Genomic DNA, 15,044 nt, shown 5'->3' on the forward strand with positions numbered 1-15,044 from the left:
ATCCCGTGCATCGCAACTGCTGCACGATAAAATTCTAGGGGCGTGTAAGGTCATCGGTCTGTTAGCCATCTTATTATGATCTTATCATGTGTTGCGAGATATGATTATGAGTGCGATTTGAGCCGCGCTGGGATTCGTGGTGATGTCAACTTCCGATTGTTCCTTTCGCAAAGCGGACCGACTGAAATCCCCCCATAGCGCTTAAAGCGCACTATTGTCGCAACATCAGTTCCGCCATGTCATCCAGCCGCGCCTTATGACGCTGCCAGTCCGGCATCACGCGTTCCAGCAGCGCCCAGAACGCTGAACCGTGATTGTGCTCCTGCAAATGACAGAGTTCATGCAGGATCACATAATCAATGCAATCACGCGGAGCTTTCACCAGATGCGGATTGAGCGTGATGGTGCCACCCGGTGAGCAGTTGCCCCACTGGGTTTGCATGACTTGGAGCTTCAGGGCAGGGAGCGCGCTGACCCAGAGCGCTGACGGCAGCAGCGCATCAAGGCGGCTCCGAAACACCTCCTGCGCCCGCGTAAAATACCACAGTTCCAGCAGCTTCTGAATCCGTAAGGCATTGCGGTCTTGCACGGACACCTCCAGCCGCCCGCGCAGCATCCGCACGGTCTCTGGCGCGTCAGGCTGATGATGCACTTTCAGAAGATGCCGCCGCCCCAGATAGAAGTGGCTTTCCCCGCTGACATAGGCACGCGGCGTGGCGTGTTCCTGTACCGCCCGGAAGTCTCGCAGCTTCTCCCAGATCCAGCGGGTCTTCTGGTGTAGCGCCTTTTCCAGATCCGCATCGGATGTGCTGTCAGGGACGACAGCCTGCACAGTCAGGTCAGGATGCACTTTGATCCGCAGGGTTGTGCCGGGGCGAGCACGGGGCAGCAGTTCCACCCGGATCTGCTCACCCCCATAGGTCAGAATGCGGTGTGTCCGGTCATCGCTCATGTTTAGCCACGCAGCGGATCAGCAGGACCGGCCCGCATGATCTGAATGACCTGCTCGATGATCTCCTGCGCCTTGTCCACGCCAAAGCCAGCTTTCTGGCCGGTGCTGAACAGGAGCGGCAGCAGTTCTTTCCTGACCGCCTTTTCCATATCCGGGCGGCTGAGCGAGTTCTCCCTCACAGCCTTGTCCACTATGCTGTCGATCTCGAACGCCAGATTAATCCAGCCTTGTTGCTCTGCCTCCGTCTGTTTGTGATTGAAGATAGCCGCGAGCGTTTTCAGGAACACGCCATAATAGGCCTGCGCATGACGATGTCCGTCAAAAACAGAGGGGATGTTCTCCAGCTTCCGCTGGGCCACCTGTTCCTCAAATTCCTGAAACAGCATGAACTGCTTGAGCGGATGGTCGAACAGGCTTTCTGCCTCCTCAATCACCTTGCGCAGCAGGGCCGAGAACGCTTCCTTCGCATATGGGTCGTCCTGCATCTCGTGCTCGATCATTTTCGCCACACGGGTGCGGATCAGATCTGTCTCGTTGCGGGTTTTCTCCTCACTCCAGTTTTCGGGCTCGTTGTCTTCAGGCCTCTGGCCCATCTTGCCGACCGCATACAGGCCCTGGGACTCATGGACCTTCACGCCCGCTACATGCCGGTCCAGCAGCTTTTTCACTTGCTCGGCATACTGGTCGAAGTCCACGGTTTCACCGGTATCCTGCATGACCATCTGGCGCAGGCTGGTCATCTGCTTCAGGGTCTCCTTGTAGGTGGCGCGATCTTTTTCCGTGAAGCTGGTGTCTTCAAAGAAGGCCACGGATTGCAACGCCACTTTCAGGCAGGCGGCAAACTTCGTCAGTGCCTCATAGAAGTCATCCCGGCGCTTGAGGTTCACGTCCACCATCTGGCCGTGTTCCTCCACCATGCGGGGCATGAGCACGGCGCGAAGCTGCTGGAGGTCACTCCTGTTCTTCACGCCCTCAAAAATAGCCCAGAGCGCTTTGTGCAAAGCGGGGAGTTCCCGGTATTCCGTGCTCATCTGGCTATACAGCCCAGCAATGTCCTTCGGGTCATATCCGCCGACATTCTCAGCCGCCAGTTCGTCATAGCGGGCCAGTGTGGTGTCCAGTTCAGCCAGAATGCCCCGATAATCAATCAGAAGCCCATGCTTCTTCTGGTCATGCAACCGGTTCACGCGCGCAATGGCCTGCAACAGATTGTGCTGCTTCAGCGGCTTGTCGATATAGAGCACTGCATTCTTCGGTTCATCAAAGCCGGTCAGCAGCTTATCGACCACAATGATCAGCCTGAGGTCCGGGTCTTTTTCAAACCGCTCAATAACGCCGCGTGTGTAATCCTCCTCGCTCTGGCTGCCGACATTGTTTTTCCACCAGTCCTGAATTTCCGGCTGTTTGCGCTCATCCACTTCCGTATGGCCCTCGCGCGTATCGGGCGGGCTTATGACGATGGCGCTCTCGAACAGACCGACCTCATCCAGATATTGCTTGTAGCGAATGGCAGAGAGCTTGCTGTCACACGCCAGCATGCCCTTGAGGCCGCTGTCGATGTTGCTGTCAAAGTGCGTGGCCAGATCCATGGCGATTAGCCGGATGCGGTCATCCGCCTTGTAGACCTGATTGGCGCGGGCAAAGCGCTTCTTGAGGTCCGTGACCTGCTCTTCGGTCAGCCCCTGCGTAATGCGCTCGAACCAGGCATCAATGGCGCGATCATTCACATCCAGATCGGGTTTGCGCTCTTCATAGAGCAGGGGCGTCACGGTCTTGTCCGCCACGGCCTGCTGCATCGTATAGGAATGGATGATCTTGCCAAACCGGCTTGTTGTTTCACTCCCCTTGAGCAGCGGCGTGCCGGTAAAGGCAATGAAGGCAGCATTGGGCAAAGCGTGCTTCATGCGGGCATGGTTCTCGCCGCCCTGACTGCGATGCCCTTCATCCACCAGCACGATGATATCCGCACTGTCATTATGGCATTCGGGCAGCGTGGTCGCGGTGTGGAACTTGTTGATGAGCGAGAAGATGATCCGCTCCTGCCCATGCCCGATCTGCTGCGCCAGACGGCTGCCAGAGGTCGCCAGTGCTTCTTCCTTGTCTTTCTTATCCGCCAGTTCGCCGCCGGTGGAGAATGTGGTGCTCAACTGGCGTTCCAGATCCTTACGGTCTGTCACCACCAGAATGCGGCATTGCTTGAGATCTTCATCCAGAATGAGGGCGCGGCTGAGAAACACCATGGTAAAGGACTTGCCCGACCCTGTGGTGTGCCAGACTACGCCACCCCCACGCCCGCCATCGCTGCGGCGGGATTTGATACGTTCCAGAAGGCGTTTGATGCCGAAAACCTGCTGATAGCGGGCGACGATCTTGCCTGCCTTGCGGTCGACCAGGGTGAAGAACCGCGCCATCTCCAGCAGGCGCTCGGGAGAGAGCAGGCCGATCAGCAGCCGGTCCTGATCCGTGACATGCAGCGGGCGGGACGCCCAGTCCTCGAACCAGTCCCGGTCAGACGGTTTCCGTTCCGCAAACAGCGCGTCTTTCTGGGTAGCCGACAACGGCGTGTTCTTGAGCGTCTCCATCCGGCTTTCGGGAATGTCTTCTTCCTTCCAGCTGGCCCAGAATTTTTTGGGCGTGCCGCAGGTGCCATAACGCCCGTCATGCCCGGTGATGGAGAGCAGGAGCTGGCTGTAGGCAAAAAGCTGGGGGATTTCATCCTTATTCTGATTGCGGATGCTCTGGGAAATCCCGGCCTCCACCGTCGGGCCTTTGCCCGGCTGGCCATCGGGGCGCTTGGCCTCGATCACCGCCAGCGGAATGCCGTTGACGAAACACACAATATCCGGCCTGCGCGTCTGCGTCAGATCCGTACGCAGGACGCTGAATTCTTCGGTAAAGGTAAAGCTGTTGTTTTCCGGGTTCTGCCAGTCGATCAGGACGATGGTCGGGTTGGCCTTGCGCCCGTTAATGAACTCGGTAATGGCGATGCCGAACAGCAGATGCGTCGTCATCTTCTCATTGGCGTCACGCAGGCCGGAGACGAAGTCCGGGTGCGTGACGTGAGAGACAAGCCGTTCAATGGCCTGATCGGATAGGGCGTGGTCCTGTCCTTCAAATGTAAAGCGGCGTTTTTGCAGTTCCGCCCGCAGGAGGGTGTCCAGCACCACGGCACTCTGCTTACCGCCCCGCAAGGTCAGTGCTTCGGATGGAGGCAGAAACCGCCAGCCGAGGGTGCTGAGCAGGGCCAATGCGGGCAGTTTGGCGCTGTATTCTTCCTGAAATTTCGGGGCGGGAGCCATGATGTCAAATATCCTGCGAACTGAAATGTTTTAATCGACCGTCACGCGGCGCTTGCCCGTGAGAAGCTGCTGCATCAGGGCTTTCTTCTCCTGACGCAGGCGGGAAAGGTCGGATTCAAGTGTGGTGATTTCTTCGTCTGCTGTCGTCAGGACGGTCGCGATGACTTTCTGTTCGGACAATTGGGATGGGATTTTTATTTTTTGTTTTAAGACATCTTTTTTTCCCAAGCCCAACTGAGCCGTACCATTAGCCATTCGACGTAAATTCTTATTTATTGGATTTGAATTTATTAGAAAATGAAGAAATTTACTATCACAGTTGTTAATATGTAGGGCGTAAACATGGTCTCCCAGCACATACAGATCGTCTCGATCAATATAAGATGTTCGACCTATAATATTTCCGCCACCGATGTCATCTTTTGGCATGACCAACGTACCTTTTGGCAAAAGGTCTTCATTATACTGAGTGGACTTTGTGCAAACGAGATTTCCTAACCGGTTTACCGAACCCATATCGACAATAAATCGTGCTCCATTTTTACAAATATATTGAGTTTTAGATGTCGCGGTTTGTACCGTGGCAACGTCTGAAAGCGAGCAAACTCTCCACTCCCCCGTGAACCCCGGCAGGCGTTTTTTGCCTGTGAGGAGTTGCTGCATGAGGGCTTTTTTCTGCTGCTGGCTGTTGGCCAGAAGCTTCTCAGTCCCCTCAATCGCACGATCCCACGTCGAGAGGATCGCCGCGATCTTCTTCTGTTCGAGAAGAGGAGGAAGTATGATTGGAAAAGAACGAATGGTCGAAAGATTCAGTCCTGCTTTTGCGCCTGCATCGTTTAGAGAGTTCAGTTTTTGATTGAGCTTCTTCGAAGATAGGGCGTAAGCGACGAATGTGCTGGAAGCAGCCGCATTCTTTAATCTAACTAAAGCAAGATGCTGATTGATAAATGCTGTTCCAAATCCGTTCGGAACCAGACCGATTTTTCCAAGTTCCGCTGTGATGGAAATGAGAATGTCTCCATTCTTCAATGCTGTGCGTTTTCCATCAGTGGAGTCATGCGGAATGGAGACGAACTTCATGTCGTTTTCTGAAATTCTGACTCCATCACGTGCAAGGTTGGTCATTCTTACAAATTTATCGCCAGTATCAGAATAATACTGCGCCCAATCCCGTGATCCGCTAGTGACGTTGGACGCAATTTCTCCAATATTGGAATATTTCCACCCCTCAGGAAGCATAACCCAGCTCCTTCAGGTAAGCGTCCATCTGGGCTTCCAGCTTCGTCAGTTCCGCCTTGATCTCCGACCGTTCGGCCCGAACAGCGTTCAGGTCGATCTCCTCTTCTTCCTCAAACGTATCAACATAACGCGGAATGTTCAGGTTGTAGTCATTCTCTTTGATCGCGTCCGGTGTGGCGAGGTGGGCGTATTTGTCCACGTCCTTGCGGGCACGGTAGGTGTCCACGATCTTCGTGATGTTCTCTTCGGTCAGCACGTTCTGGTTCTTGCCCGCCCTGAACTCACGGCTGGCATCAATGAACAGTACATCCTTCGTCTTGCGGTCCTTGCGGAAGATCAGAATGGCGGCTGGAATTCCCGTGCCGAAGAACAGCTTTTCCGGCAGGCCGATCACGGCGTCCAGCAGGTTTTCCTCAATCAGCTTCTGGCGGATCCTGCCTTCCGAACTGCCCCGGAACAGCACGCCATGCGGTACCACAACCCCCATGCGACCCGTGCGGTCTTTCAGGGTAGAAATCATGTGCAGGATAAAGGCGTAATCGCCTTTGGTCTTGGGCGGCACGCCACGGGCAAAGCGGTGATGCACGTCCTGCTCCGCCTCGTCATGTCCCCATTTGTCGAGACTGAAAGGCGGGTTGGCCGTCACCACGTCAAAGCGCATTAGGTGGTTTTTATCATCCAGCAGTTTGGGGTTGCGGATGGTGTCGCCCCATTCAATCCGATGGTTGTCCTCGCCATGCAGGAACATGTTCATCTTGGCGAAGGACCATGTGGAGCCAATGGCTTCCTGTCCAAGCAGTTCGTACGCTTTGCTGCCGTTATGGTTCTGCGTCACCTGACGTCCGCACTTCATCAGCAATGACGCCGAACCGCAGGCCGGATCACAGATGGTCTCACCCGGCTGCGGGCTCAGAATTCGGGCCAGCAGCTCACTGACTTCCGGCGGGGTGTAGAACTCGCCAGCCTTCTGCCCACCGCTGGCAGCAAAGTTCTTGATCAGGAACTCGTAGCCATTGCCGATCACGTCCAGATTGCCCGCGCGGGAGGGGCGCAGGTTCAGGTCCGGCTTGTGGAAATCTTCCAGCAGATGGCGCAAAATGGTGTTCTTCTGCTTCTCATCGCCCAGCTTGTCGGAGTTGAAGCTGATGTCCTGGAAGACGCTCTTGCCCGCGTCCTTCAGCTTGGTGCCGTTGGCCTCTTCAATGGCGTGCAGCGCCTTGTCGATCCGCTCGCCATTTCCGGGGGCATTGCGCTCTTTATAGAGGGTATAGAAATCCGCACCCTTGGGCAGAACAAAGCGTTCCTGCGCCATCATCGCTTCGATCAGGGTGGGGTTATCGCCATATTCTTTCTTGTAGCCGTCATAATGATCCTGCCACACATCGGAGATGTATTTCAGGAACAGCATGGTCAGCACGTAATCCCGGTAGGTGTCGGGGCTGACGGTGCCGCGGAAGGTATCGCAGGCGCTCCATAGCGCCTTGTTGATGGTGTCCTGTGAAATCTGCTCGGTCACGAAGTCTGGTCCTGCCTCAATATGTCAGGATATGTCGCTCCTATAGGCACACTCTGGCAAGTCTTCAGCTTTCTGGAATGTCTAATTGGAATGTTGGGAATTCCAGTGCTTCGATAACGTTCTTCAGGTTCTGCACGTCGATAGAACTTGTGTAGTTCATGGTTCCTTGACTGCGATGGGAGGCTTCATGCCCCAGAACCCGGTCAATCCATAACTCTCGAAAGTTGGCATTCTGATTGCGAAGTTTCGTGGAAACTGTGTGCCTGAAGCTGTGAAACGTAATTTCTGCTGGAAGGTCGAGCTTGGTTTTGAGTTTTGAAAAGGCCTGTCCGAACGCGGCTCCTCGCACCCCTCCACTTGATGTCGGGAGGTCCGGGAAGAGAAAGTGCTGGTCGGGCTTTAAAAAGCTCATGATTCCCGCCTTAATGAGCTGGGAGTGGATGGGAACGAGCCGTGTTCCTGCGGCAGATTTCGGAGACCAGCCGTCTTCTGGATGGGGGCGGACATGGAAGCACGCCACACCTTGGATATTCTCTATGTCTTGGCCGCGCAGATTGCAGATTTCGCCCAATCGTAAGCCGGTGTAGAGCGCGACGTTGACCATTCCTGCGTATGTTCGACGGGAAATGCCGCGATGCTCCCAGTGTGCCTGTGTCAGAAGAGCCAATTCTTCATCGGTCCAACAGCGTCGTTCTGTCTTTTTGGCCGTATTGAAGGACCACTGCGCCCAGGGGTTCTTGGCGACAATTTCGCGTTGCACGAGTACGGACCAGAGAGACGATAGGCGGGAGAAGTGGTTCTTCACCGTCTTGCCGCTGACTGTTTCCAACCCTTGCTCTTTGGCCGCTTCTACGGCTTTTCGAATGGGTAAACGGTTTTTGGATTTTCCATGTGTCGCAGGGAGTCCGAGGAGTAAATCGTGAAAGTCTCCAGCCGTTGTGCCTGATACCTGATTAACGGGCAGGTCTCCGAAAGCCTCAATGAACAGGTCGAGCGTAGTTTTCGTTCCCTTTATCGTGTCTGCGCTCTTACTGGCATCATTGAGGACAAAGCGTTGAGCCATCGCGCTAATGGTTTGGGCTTTGGCCTTTTTACGGTTTTCTTTAGTCGGAGACGGCAAGGCTTGAAGCGGTTCGCTTTCCGGCCCCTCTTCGTCAGAGAGGGCAGGCACCGTCGTTAAAGTGCTGCCTGAAGCTTTGATATCGACGACCAGTTTGCGCAAGCCCGCGATTTCTTCACGAAGCATCCCTTCGCGGGTCTGCGTGACGGCCGTATGCAGTGCCTGTGTCTGCCTCAAGGCAGTGAGGAAAGCGTCGGTCTGTTCGAAATGCTCTGCAATGACATCCAGAAAATTGTCGACTTGCTGCATGTACGCTTTCGTCTGGAGCGCCTGTTGAGCCATTTCGACCTCATGTTTGGCCTCTTCTTCTTTCAGACGGACATTGTGATAGTTTTCCCAATCCTTCACGAACTGTTCGTAAAAACGGATGATATCAGTGGCGGTCAGGGCTTTTGATGTTGGCTTTGTTGTCATCCGCCGAATCTCCTCAAAGCACTGGCCGGTACGAGCATAGAGCAAGGCCGCCTTTTGTCGTGCCAGGAGCTTATTCGACGTTTTCAGGGGATGCGAGACCTCGCCTCTACCTAACCAAGCCCGGAGGTCCAGAGGGACAGAACGCCTAAAATAATATTGCGATCCGACGATTCGCAGCATGCGTCTAACTCTCCCAGAATGGGAAAGACTGTGGGACAAACGCCTTTTTTAACGCCGAGGTGTGTTTTTCTCTGCATTTTCAATAGGTTAGTGGTGCGAGCTGCGGGACTCGAACCTGCTCGCCAACATTTTTGAGATGTTGGGAGGCTCTCAATTTCGGCAGAAAACTGCGGATATGACGCTCTTCTCAGTGAACATTATGGAGAACAGGTTTGGAGAAAAACTGAGGCCAGTCAAGGGTTCTGTGGCGGTAGCCATATTGGCGTGAAGGGAGATGGAGCTCATTCTGAAATCGTTACAGAGTACTGCGGGTCGCTCCGGGTTTGTGTGCGGGAAAGTGTGTTAGAAGATTTTGTCTGGCGTGTTTGTGTTCAAAGGGGTGCGGTTCGCGGGTTCGGGGCTTTATCTGTTTCCACGAAGTGAATGCAGCAACGCTTTCAGAGCCTTTTGCACGGCCACGCTTTTCCAGTTTTTTTGGAGCTTTTCATTACCTGCGCGATGGCTGAGGGCGTATGGGCTTTGGCGAATTGGCGGCATAGACGCAATCTGCGCTTTCAAATGTTCCGGAAGCGCAGGAAATGGGTCGATATGAACCAGTTGTGTCAACATGGCCACTGACGTGATTTTGCAGACGGGTTTTGCGGTATTGAGGCAGACATAGGCGCCCGTACCCGGTCCTACGGGGTCATAAATGGCCTTCCATGTGATGGCGGGGATTGGGATGTGACCGGGGCCGAGTGTTTGTTGGGCTTCATCCGGATTATAGCCAGGGCCTGTGACGACAAACACTTCGCCTTCCTGGTCGGCCCACCCCCGAACAGCGCTTTCGACGCCTTCCCATGCCCCCCGGTTCAATGCTGCGGTCTGTGGTACGATGTTAGATAAGAGGAAGGATTGGTTCTGTGAGCTCGTGTCTGGCTCATCCCCGCTGGGGGTCATATGGCCACGGTCATATCCGGAGCCGTGATAATCAGAGAGCATGGCCTGCATAGAGGAGGGAAGCCGTCTATCAGGTGTGAAGTGACCTGTTCGTGCTGTTTGGCGTGCGGCTTCTATTTGCTCTTCGGTGAGATCTTCAGCAGACCATAATGGACTTTTCGTGTTTTCAGAGACCAAAACGGCATAGTCGTTGTTGCAGAGAAAAACAGTTTTTTGGCCTGCTGCCGCAGGCAAGCTCATGGGAGGTTTTCCTCCCGCAAAGAGATGGCTGCATGAGGCACCGTGCACCTGCGCTGTTGGGATGAGGGTTAGCAGCGCCAGAAGGGCGGAAGAACGAATTGCCATCTGGGAGCTTCTGCCAGAAGCGTTCTTGAACATACAGATTGCGCTTTTAAAAAATACCTCTTGCCCGTGGCTAAACTATCAGCGCTGGCCATAGCGTATGAGCTGAGGTGATTGATAAGTTTCGCTTCTATCAATCATATTTTACAGTTAAAGTGATTGATAGAAGGTTGAGGTATCGATCATGCGTTGGAATTGGCAGCGTCCGGACTGGCCGCAATTTCAGTTTAAGAAAAGCCGTTTGCGTGAGGCTGAAACGCAGTTCCTGAAAGGTTCGGGCGTTGTCGTGGGCGCGATGCAACATCTGGACAAAGATGCTAATCAGCAGCTCATTGTTCAGCTGATCTCACAGGAAATGGTCGAGAGTTCTGCCATTGAAGGTGAGGTTCTTGATCGGGCGAGTGTGCAATCTTCGATTGCCCGCCAGTTGGGTTTTGCGCCAGACAAGCGGCGCTCCACGCCAGCGGAGGCTGGGGCTGCGGAATTGATGGTCGATCTCTATCGACATTATGCGGCTCCTTTAACCGACCAAATCCTGTTCGACTGGCATGCCATGCTGATGAATGGTCGCCGTGATCTGGACGTCATCGGTGGATATCGGATGCATGCAGAAGCCATGCAGATTATCTCAGGCCCTCTCCACGCCCCACATATTCATTTTGAAGCGCCGCCGTCGAAAAATGTGCCGTCTGAGATGGCGGGGTTTATTGAGTGGTTTAACAGAACGGCCCCAACCGGAGCGGAGCCTCTCCCTGCTATCGAACGGGCGGCGGTTGCCCATTTGTGGTTTGAGACCATCCATCCCTTCGAAGATGGCAATGGCCGTATCGGGCGGGCTCTTGCTGAGAAGGCATTAGCGCAAAGCCTTGAGGCCCCGACGCTTACGGCACTGGCTGCAACCATCAATGCAGACAAGAAAGCCTATTATCTTGAATTGCATCGTGCCAGCGAAACCAATCACATTGATGCGTGGATGGGGTGGTTTGGTAATGTCGTTCTGGAAGCTCAGTCTCGTACGCTTCAGAATATTCGTTTTTTAATTGAGAAAACGCGGTTTCTGGATCGCCTCCGCGACAAGCTGAACACGCGTCAGGAAAAGGCTCTGCTTCGGATGCTGGCAGAAGGCCCTGACGGCTTCCAGGGCGGTCTGAGTGCCCAGAACTATCGTTCGATCACAGGCGCCACATCTGCCACGGCGACGCGTGACCTGGCCGATCTGGTGTCTTTCGGTGCCCTTAATCGGACGGGAGAAAACCGCTATGCACGATATTCTCTTTGTCTCGGGTAAACATGGTGTTTGCCGTTCCGCCGTAGAACAATAGTGGAGGTCGTCGCATTTATGAACGCTGACAATCTGACAGGGCTTATCGGATATCTGAAGCAGGATCAGTGGGAATCCTGTTTTGAAGAGGTGTTGGGTGAGCATCTGGGACCGGCTTTAGAGGCGGCGGATATCAGCTTTGAAGAGCTGGGAGATATCCTCGGGCAGGGTGCGGCAATGTCACTCTGGGGCTGTGCCTTCGAAGATTTCTTGGGACAGAACTGGGATAACGAAAATTTCGTTGAGGTCTATCTGAAACGACGGGGCTGGAAAGAAGGTCCACGCAAAAGCGCTTATATGCGGGGCCTCAAAGAGGCCGTCATGAGCCTGTATGAGGTTTCGCAGATCGTGCCGGGTCAAAGCATGATGGTGCGTGACCTGTTGCGGGGTGGTGATCCTGTTCTGGTTCATGAACGCTCAGCCACACAGTCCTTGAAGCCTTGGGAGCGCATCGCGGCACGCCTTGTTCCCGAAGACGGGAAAATGGTTTTGGCAGGGAGTCTGTTGGCATATTCTCAGCAGGCTTGCGAAGATCTGGCTGAGAATTTGCGCGATGTTCTCAAGCGTAAGCGAGGTCAGGCTGAGTTTCCAAAGATCAAGACAGATGTGCTCCGTGATCTGGCTCCGGTCTTCACGCTGACTTGGCTCTTTAGAACTATGGAAAACATGGTGAGCGCCTCCGAGCCACCTGTCCTGTTTAACAGCGATGGCGAAGACCTGGTCTTTCATGACGTATGTTTTCCTCTCAGCAAGGGAACCACCCAGAAGAGCATTGCCGAGGTTTTGAATACGATACCCTGTTTGCAGCATGCAGGGCGTATGATCTGGAATTGGACGCGTCAGGCTGGTGACCATGCTCCTGAGGCCCATTCTAAGGCAGGAGACAGCAAAGCTCAGTTTTTGAGTACGACGTTGGATGATGGTGGTCTTGTTCTGGGGAACCTGGAACTGAAAGGCCGTCAGCTGAGATTACAGGTCAACTCAGAAACGCGGTCTGAGCAAGGCACGGCTTTACTCCGCAACGCCTTGGGAAGTCTGATTGGATCCCCTCTGACACAGATTATGACCGCCGAGCAGGCTATAGAAGAGCAGCGGACCTCTGGTCGAGGGGATGTGCGTGAAGACGAGATCCCGCTTGAAGAGGAAGCGGAAATTTTGGCTGCTGTTCTGGAGCAGCATTATCGCCGTGTTCTGGATGAGGTTGTTCCGGGGCTTGGGCATGTCACGCCGAGGCAGGCTGTTACAACAGCGGCGGGCAAGAAGAAAGTTGCGACCTGGTTGAAGCAGATTGAAGGCACCACAGCAGGTTTAGGGCGTGAGGGGGCAGGGGCCTCTTTCAGTTTTGACTGGATGTGGGAAGAGCTGGGTATCAAGGGGCTGCGGAAGTGACGGGGAGCGCTGCTCAAAAACGCAATCAGTCGGACCAAAGATGTGTTTTAGGCAGTCTCTCTATGAGAGACGCAGGGCTGATTTTAGGTGGGATAGTCGCGGCGCTGTTGTGCGTGCCGATACCCAGTCATGCCGCTTCGTCTCGCTGTGATCCTGTTACTTATGGTGCACGGCATGATGGCCGCACCAATGACGGTCCGGCCATTCAACGTGCCATTACAGCCTGTAGCGAGGCTGGCGGTGGTGTGGTGTCGTTGACGTCAGGAAGATGGTTGAGCGGGCCTTTATCTCTCGAAAACCATGTCACGCTGCATCTGGAGAAGGGAAGTACCCTTCTGGGAAGTTCGGACACTCATCTTTTCCACTGGGCCTTTCTGGGGAAAGCAGCGCAGCCCGGTGAAGCCCTTGTTTCTGCGATTGATGTTCAGGACGTGGCTATAACCGGTCAGGGCCATATTGATGGAAATGGCGCTGCTGTCTGGTGGCCTCAAGCCGTGCAGTCGCACAAGACGCAGACCTCAGGTCCTTTACCTTACGGGCCAGACTATCCGGGAGTTCCTGCTGCGAATGGTCTGCCACGTCCTTGGCTGATTGAGTTCTCGCATGTGCAGCATGGACGGATCTCAGGCGTTACGGCGACCAATTCTCCGATGTGGACAGTCGTTGTCAGGGAGTCCAGCCAGATCAGGATCGATCATCTCACGATCCGCAACCCGGCCTCGTCTCGGAATACCGATGGTATTGATCTTGTCTCCTCGGATCATGTCACGATGAGTAATCTCGATATTGCGACAGGGGATGACAACATCGCCATCAAGTCCGGTTTGATGCAGCCCGGACGAGCTGCGAGCGATATTAGCATTACACAGTCTCGCTTTGGCGAAGGACACGGTCTGTCCATTGGTAGCGAACTGGCCAATGGTGCCCATCATATTAGAATATCTGACGTCTCGTTTCAGAACACACTGTCCGGACTGCGAATTAAGTCTGGGCGGGATCGTGGCGGAGATATTGGCTGGATCAGCGCAGAACATCTGACGATGGACCATGTTCGGGTTCCGCTGTCGATCAGTGATTATTATGCAGGGCAGCCGGGGGGAACGCAGCAGACTGCCTTGATGACCGAGCCCGCTGCTCCGGTAACATCAACGACCCCGCATATTCATGATGTCACCATAACAGATATGACGGCGACAAATGCGGGGACGGTGGGCGTTGTGTTGGGTTTGCCTGAGGCACCGATCGAGGGTCTGACACTGAGACATGTTCGACTGTCGGCCCGGAAGGGGCTGCAGCTTAGTCATGTTAGCGGACGTTCCTTTGAAAGCACGCTCACAGTTCAGACGCCTCCAGTAACTCAGTGTGGACCTGGTGTGCATATTGACGGGTCAGATCTGCGCTGCACGGATGAGAGAAGAGTTCATGAATGAGTTTTTTACTCGCCATGATTGACCGTCTGTCGACTCAGAAAAAACACAGCAGACAGGCGGTAATCGCCTCATAACTGACATACAACCCGTTATTTCGCTTCTCGCAAAGCTGACGTTGATCATGGAGAAAACGCTAGGCCTGCCTAATTAGACACGTCAATAATATCATTGCGAATTTGTTGCGGAACGACCGTGTCGGAAGCATGCTGTTATGCAACACTTGACGGAGGATACATGGGCAAAGCGGAGAGTGACAGTGAGTTCGAGATGCCGTTTCCATTCGAGTTCACGATTGAGCAGGTTACACCCGTATCAGCTCAAACAAAGAACAACGCGGCAAAAAAGCGATGGATAGAGATGGTATCGCAATATGCAAAGAAAGATATAGATTCAGTTCGCGAGCAGTATTTCCTAGATAATCGAGCGCTCTGCGTGACTATTTATTACTTTCCGGACAGCAAGATGCAAGGTGATGTTGATAACATAGTCAAGCCGATCTTGGACGGTATGATTTCCGTCGCGTACCCGGATGACAAATTGATCGAGCGGTGTGTGGTCCAGAAATTTGAGCCTGGAGGAATGCATATTTTCTCGTCGCCATCACAAACCCTTGAGGCGGCCATAGGCACGGAGAAGCCGTGCCTTTATATTCGTCTAGAAGACGACCCAGTTTCGAGGAGCGCGTCATGAGTATATCTGCTAATGATCTTGAACAAAAAACACTCGAAGATTTACGAAAAAACTTTGAATCTAGGGCATATCGCTTCATCGAGCACCCCTCAGAAGATGAGATCCCACGTTTTCTTGATAGCTATCGTCCTGATGCTCTCGCCTTCGGTGAACACGACCGAGTCATTATAGAAATCAAAATACCAGGGGGTTTACGGAGCAACAAGATCGACC

General features: G+C 53.9%; 11 protein-coding genes and 1 pseudogene. 5 read left to right on the forward strand and 7 right to left on the reverse strand.

All coding sequences use genetic code 11. From position 1 onward, the window contains the following. Window positions 1–211: 211 nt before the first annotated feature. The 7 genes and pseudogenes from GKO01_RS14835 to GKO01_RS14860 form a co-directional block, all read right to left on the reverse strand. The gene (locus GKO01_RS14835; RefSeq protein WP_099287693.1) at window positions 212–952 is read right to left on the reverse strand and encodes a M48 family metallopeptidase; all 741 of its coding nucleotides are present in this window, start codon (window positions 950–952) and stop codon (window positions 212–214) included. Window positions 953–954: 2 nt separating this feature from the next. Then, a complete protein-coding gene (locus tag GKO01_RS14840; RefSeq protein WP_099287694.1) occupies window positions 955–4,251 on the reverse strand; it encodes a type I restriction endonuclease subunit R in 3,297 nt (1,098 codons plus the stop codon). A gap of 30 nt (window positions 4,252–4,281) precedes the next feature. Further along, on the reverse strand, window positions 4,282–5,490 hold the full coding sequence (locus GKO01_RS14845) for a restriction endonuclease subunit S (protein WP_099287695.1): 1,209 nt from the start codon (window positions 5,488–5,490) through the stop codon (window positions 4,282–4,284). After that, window positions 5,480–7,006, reverse strand: coding sequence for a type I restriction-modification system subunit M (locus GKO01_RS14850; RefSeq protein WP_099287696.1), 1,527 nt, complete (start codon window positions 7,004–7,006; stop codon window positions 5,480–5,482). Before GKO01_RS14850 ends, GKO01_RS14845 begins: the two co-directional genes overlap by 11 nt. Before the next feature lie 64 nt (window positions 7,007–7,070). Then, window positions 7,071–8,540 (reverse strand): tyrosine-type recombinase/integrase, encoded by a 1,470-nt coding sequence (locus GKO01_RS14855; RefSeq protein WP_244901506.1) that lies wholly within the window; start codon window positions 8,538–8,540, stop codon window positions 7,071–7,073. Window positions 8,541–8,552: 12 nt separating this feature from the next. After that, window positions 8,553–8,720, reverse strand: a pseudogene (locus GKO01_RS16625) (DUF6538 domain-containing protein); the annotation flags it as partial. A gap of 402 nt (window positions 8,721–9,122) precedes the next feature. After that, entirely contained in the window at window positions 9,123–10,004 is an 882-nt protein-coding gene (locus GKO01_RS14860; RefSeq protein ID WP_099287702.1) for a DNA/RNA non-specific endonuclease, read from the reverse strand. Window positions 10,005–10,185: 181 nt separating this feature from the next. Between GKO01_RS14860 and GKO01_RS14865 the strand changes: the two genes are divergently transcribed. The 5 genes from GKO01_RS14865 to GKO01_RS15865 all read left to right on the forward strand — a co-directional run. Further along, window positions 10,186–11,289 carry a Fic family protein gene (locus tag GKO01_RS14865; protein ID WP_099287698.1) on the forward strand — a complete coding sequence of 368 codons (1,104 nt, stop codon included), beginning with the start codon at window positions 10,186–10,188 and terminating at the stop codon, window positions 11,287–11,289. A 51-nt stretch (window positions 11,290–11,340) separates the two neighbouring features. After that, window positions 11,341–12,711: a hypothetical protein gene (locus tag GKO01_RS14870; RefSeq protein WP_099287699.1), complete on the forward strand. Its 1,371-nt coding sequence runs from the start codon at window positions 11,341–11,343 to the stop codon at window positions 12,709–12,711. Window positions 12,712–12,824: 113 nt separating this feature from the next. After that, window positions 12,825–14,141, forward strand: a complete 1,317-nt coding sequence (locus GKO01_RS14875) for a glycoside hydrolase family 28 protein (RefSeq protein ID WP_099287700.1) — start codon at window positions 12,825–12,827, stop codon at window positions 14,139–14,141. A 234-nt stretch (window positions 14,142–14,375) separates the two neighbouring features. Beyond that, entirely contained in the window at window positions 14,376–14,831 is a 456-nt protein-coding gene (locus tag GKO01_RS14880; RefSeq protein WP_099287701.1) for a RusA family crossover junction endodeoxyribonuclease, read from the forward strand. Beyond that, on the forward strand, window positions 14,828–15,044 hold a 217-nt coding region (locus tag GKO01_RS15865; protein WP_218017454.1), incomplete at its 3' end, for a hypothetical protein. The genes GKO01_RS14880 and GKO01_RS15865, both read left to right, overlap by 4 nt.

Source organism: Gluconobacter kondonii (assembly GCF_002723995.1).
GTDB classification, from domain to species: domain Bacteria; phylum Pseudomonadota; class Alphaproteobacteria; order Acetobacterales; family Acetobacteraceae; genus Gluconobacter; species Gluconobacter kondonii.

Excerpts from the sequence above, each read along its gene's own strand:
- GKO01_RS14835 (WP_099287693.1), bottom strand. The coding sequence starts at position 952 with ATGAGCGATGACCGGACACACCGCATTCTGACCTATGGGGGTGAGCAG.
- GKO01_RS14840 (WP_099287694.1), bottom strand. The coding sequence starts at position 4,251 with ATGGCTCCCGCCCCGAAATTTCAGGAAGAATACAGCGCCAAACTGCCC.
- GKO01_RS14845 (WP_099287695.1), bottom strand. The coding sequence starts at position 5,490 with ATGCTTCCTGAGGGGTGGAAATATTCCAATATTGGAGAAATTGCGTCC.
- GKO01_RS14855 (WP_244901506.1), bottom strand. The coding sequence starts at position 8,540 with ATGACAACAAAGCCAACATCAAAAGCCCTGACCGCCACTGATATCATC.
- GKO01_RS14860 (WP_099287702.1), bottom strand. The coding sequence starts at position 10,004 with ATGGCAATTCGTTCTTCCGCCCTTCTGGCGCTGCTAACCCTCATCCCA.
- GKO01_RS14865 (WP_099287698.1), top strand. The coding sequence starts at position 10,186 with ATGCGTTGGAATTGGCAGCGTCCGGACTGGCCGCAATTTCAGTTTAAG.
- GKO01_RS14870 (WP_099287699.1), top strand. The coding sequence starts at position 11,341 with ATGAACGCTGACAATCTGACAGGGCTTATCGGATATCTGAAGCAGGAT.
- GKO01_RS14880 (WP_099287701.1), top strand. The coding sequence starts at position 14,376 with ATGGGCAAAGCGGAGAGTGACAGTGAGTTCGAGATGCCGTTTCCATTC.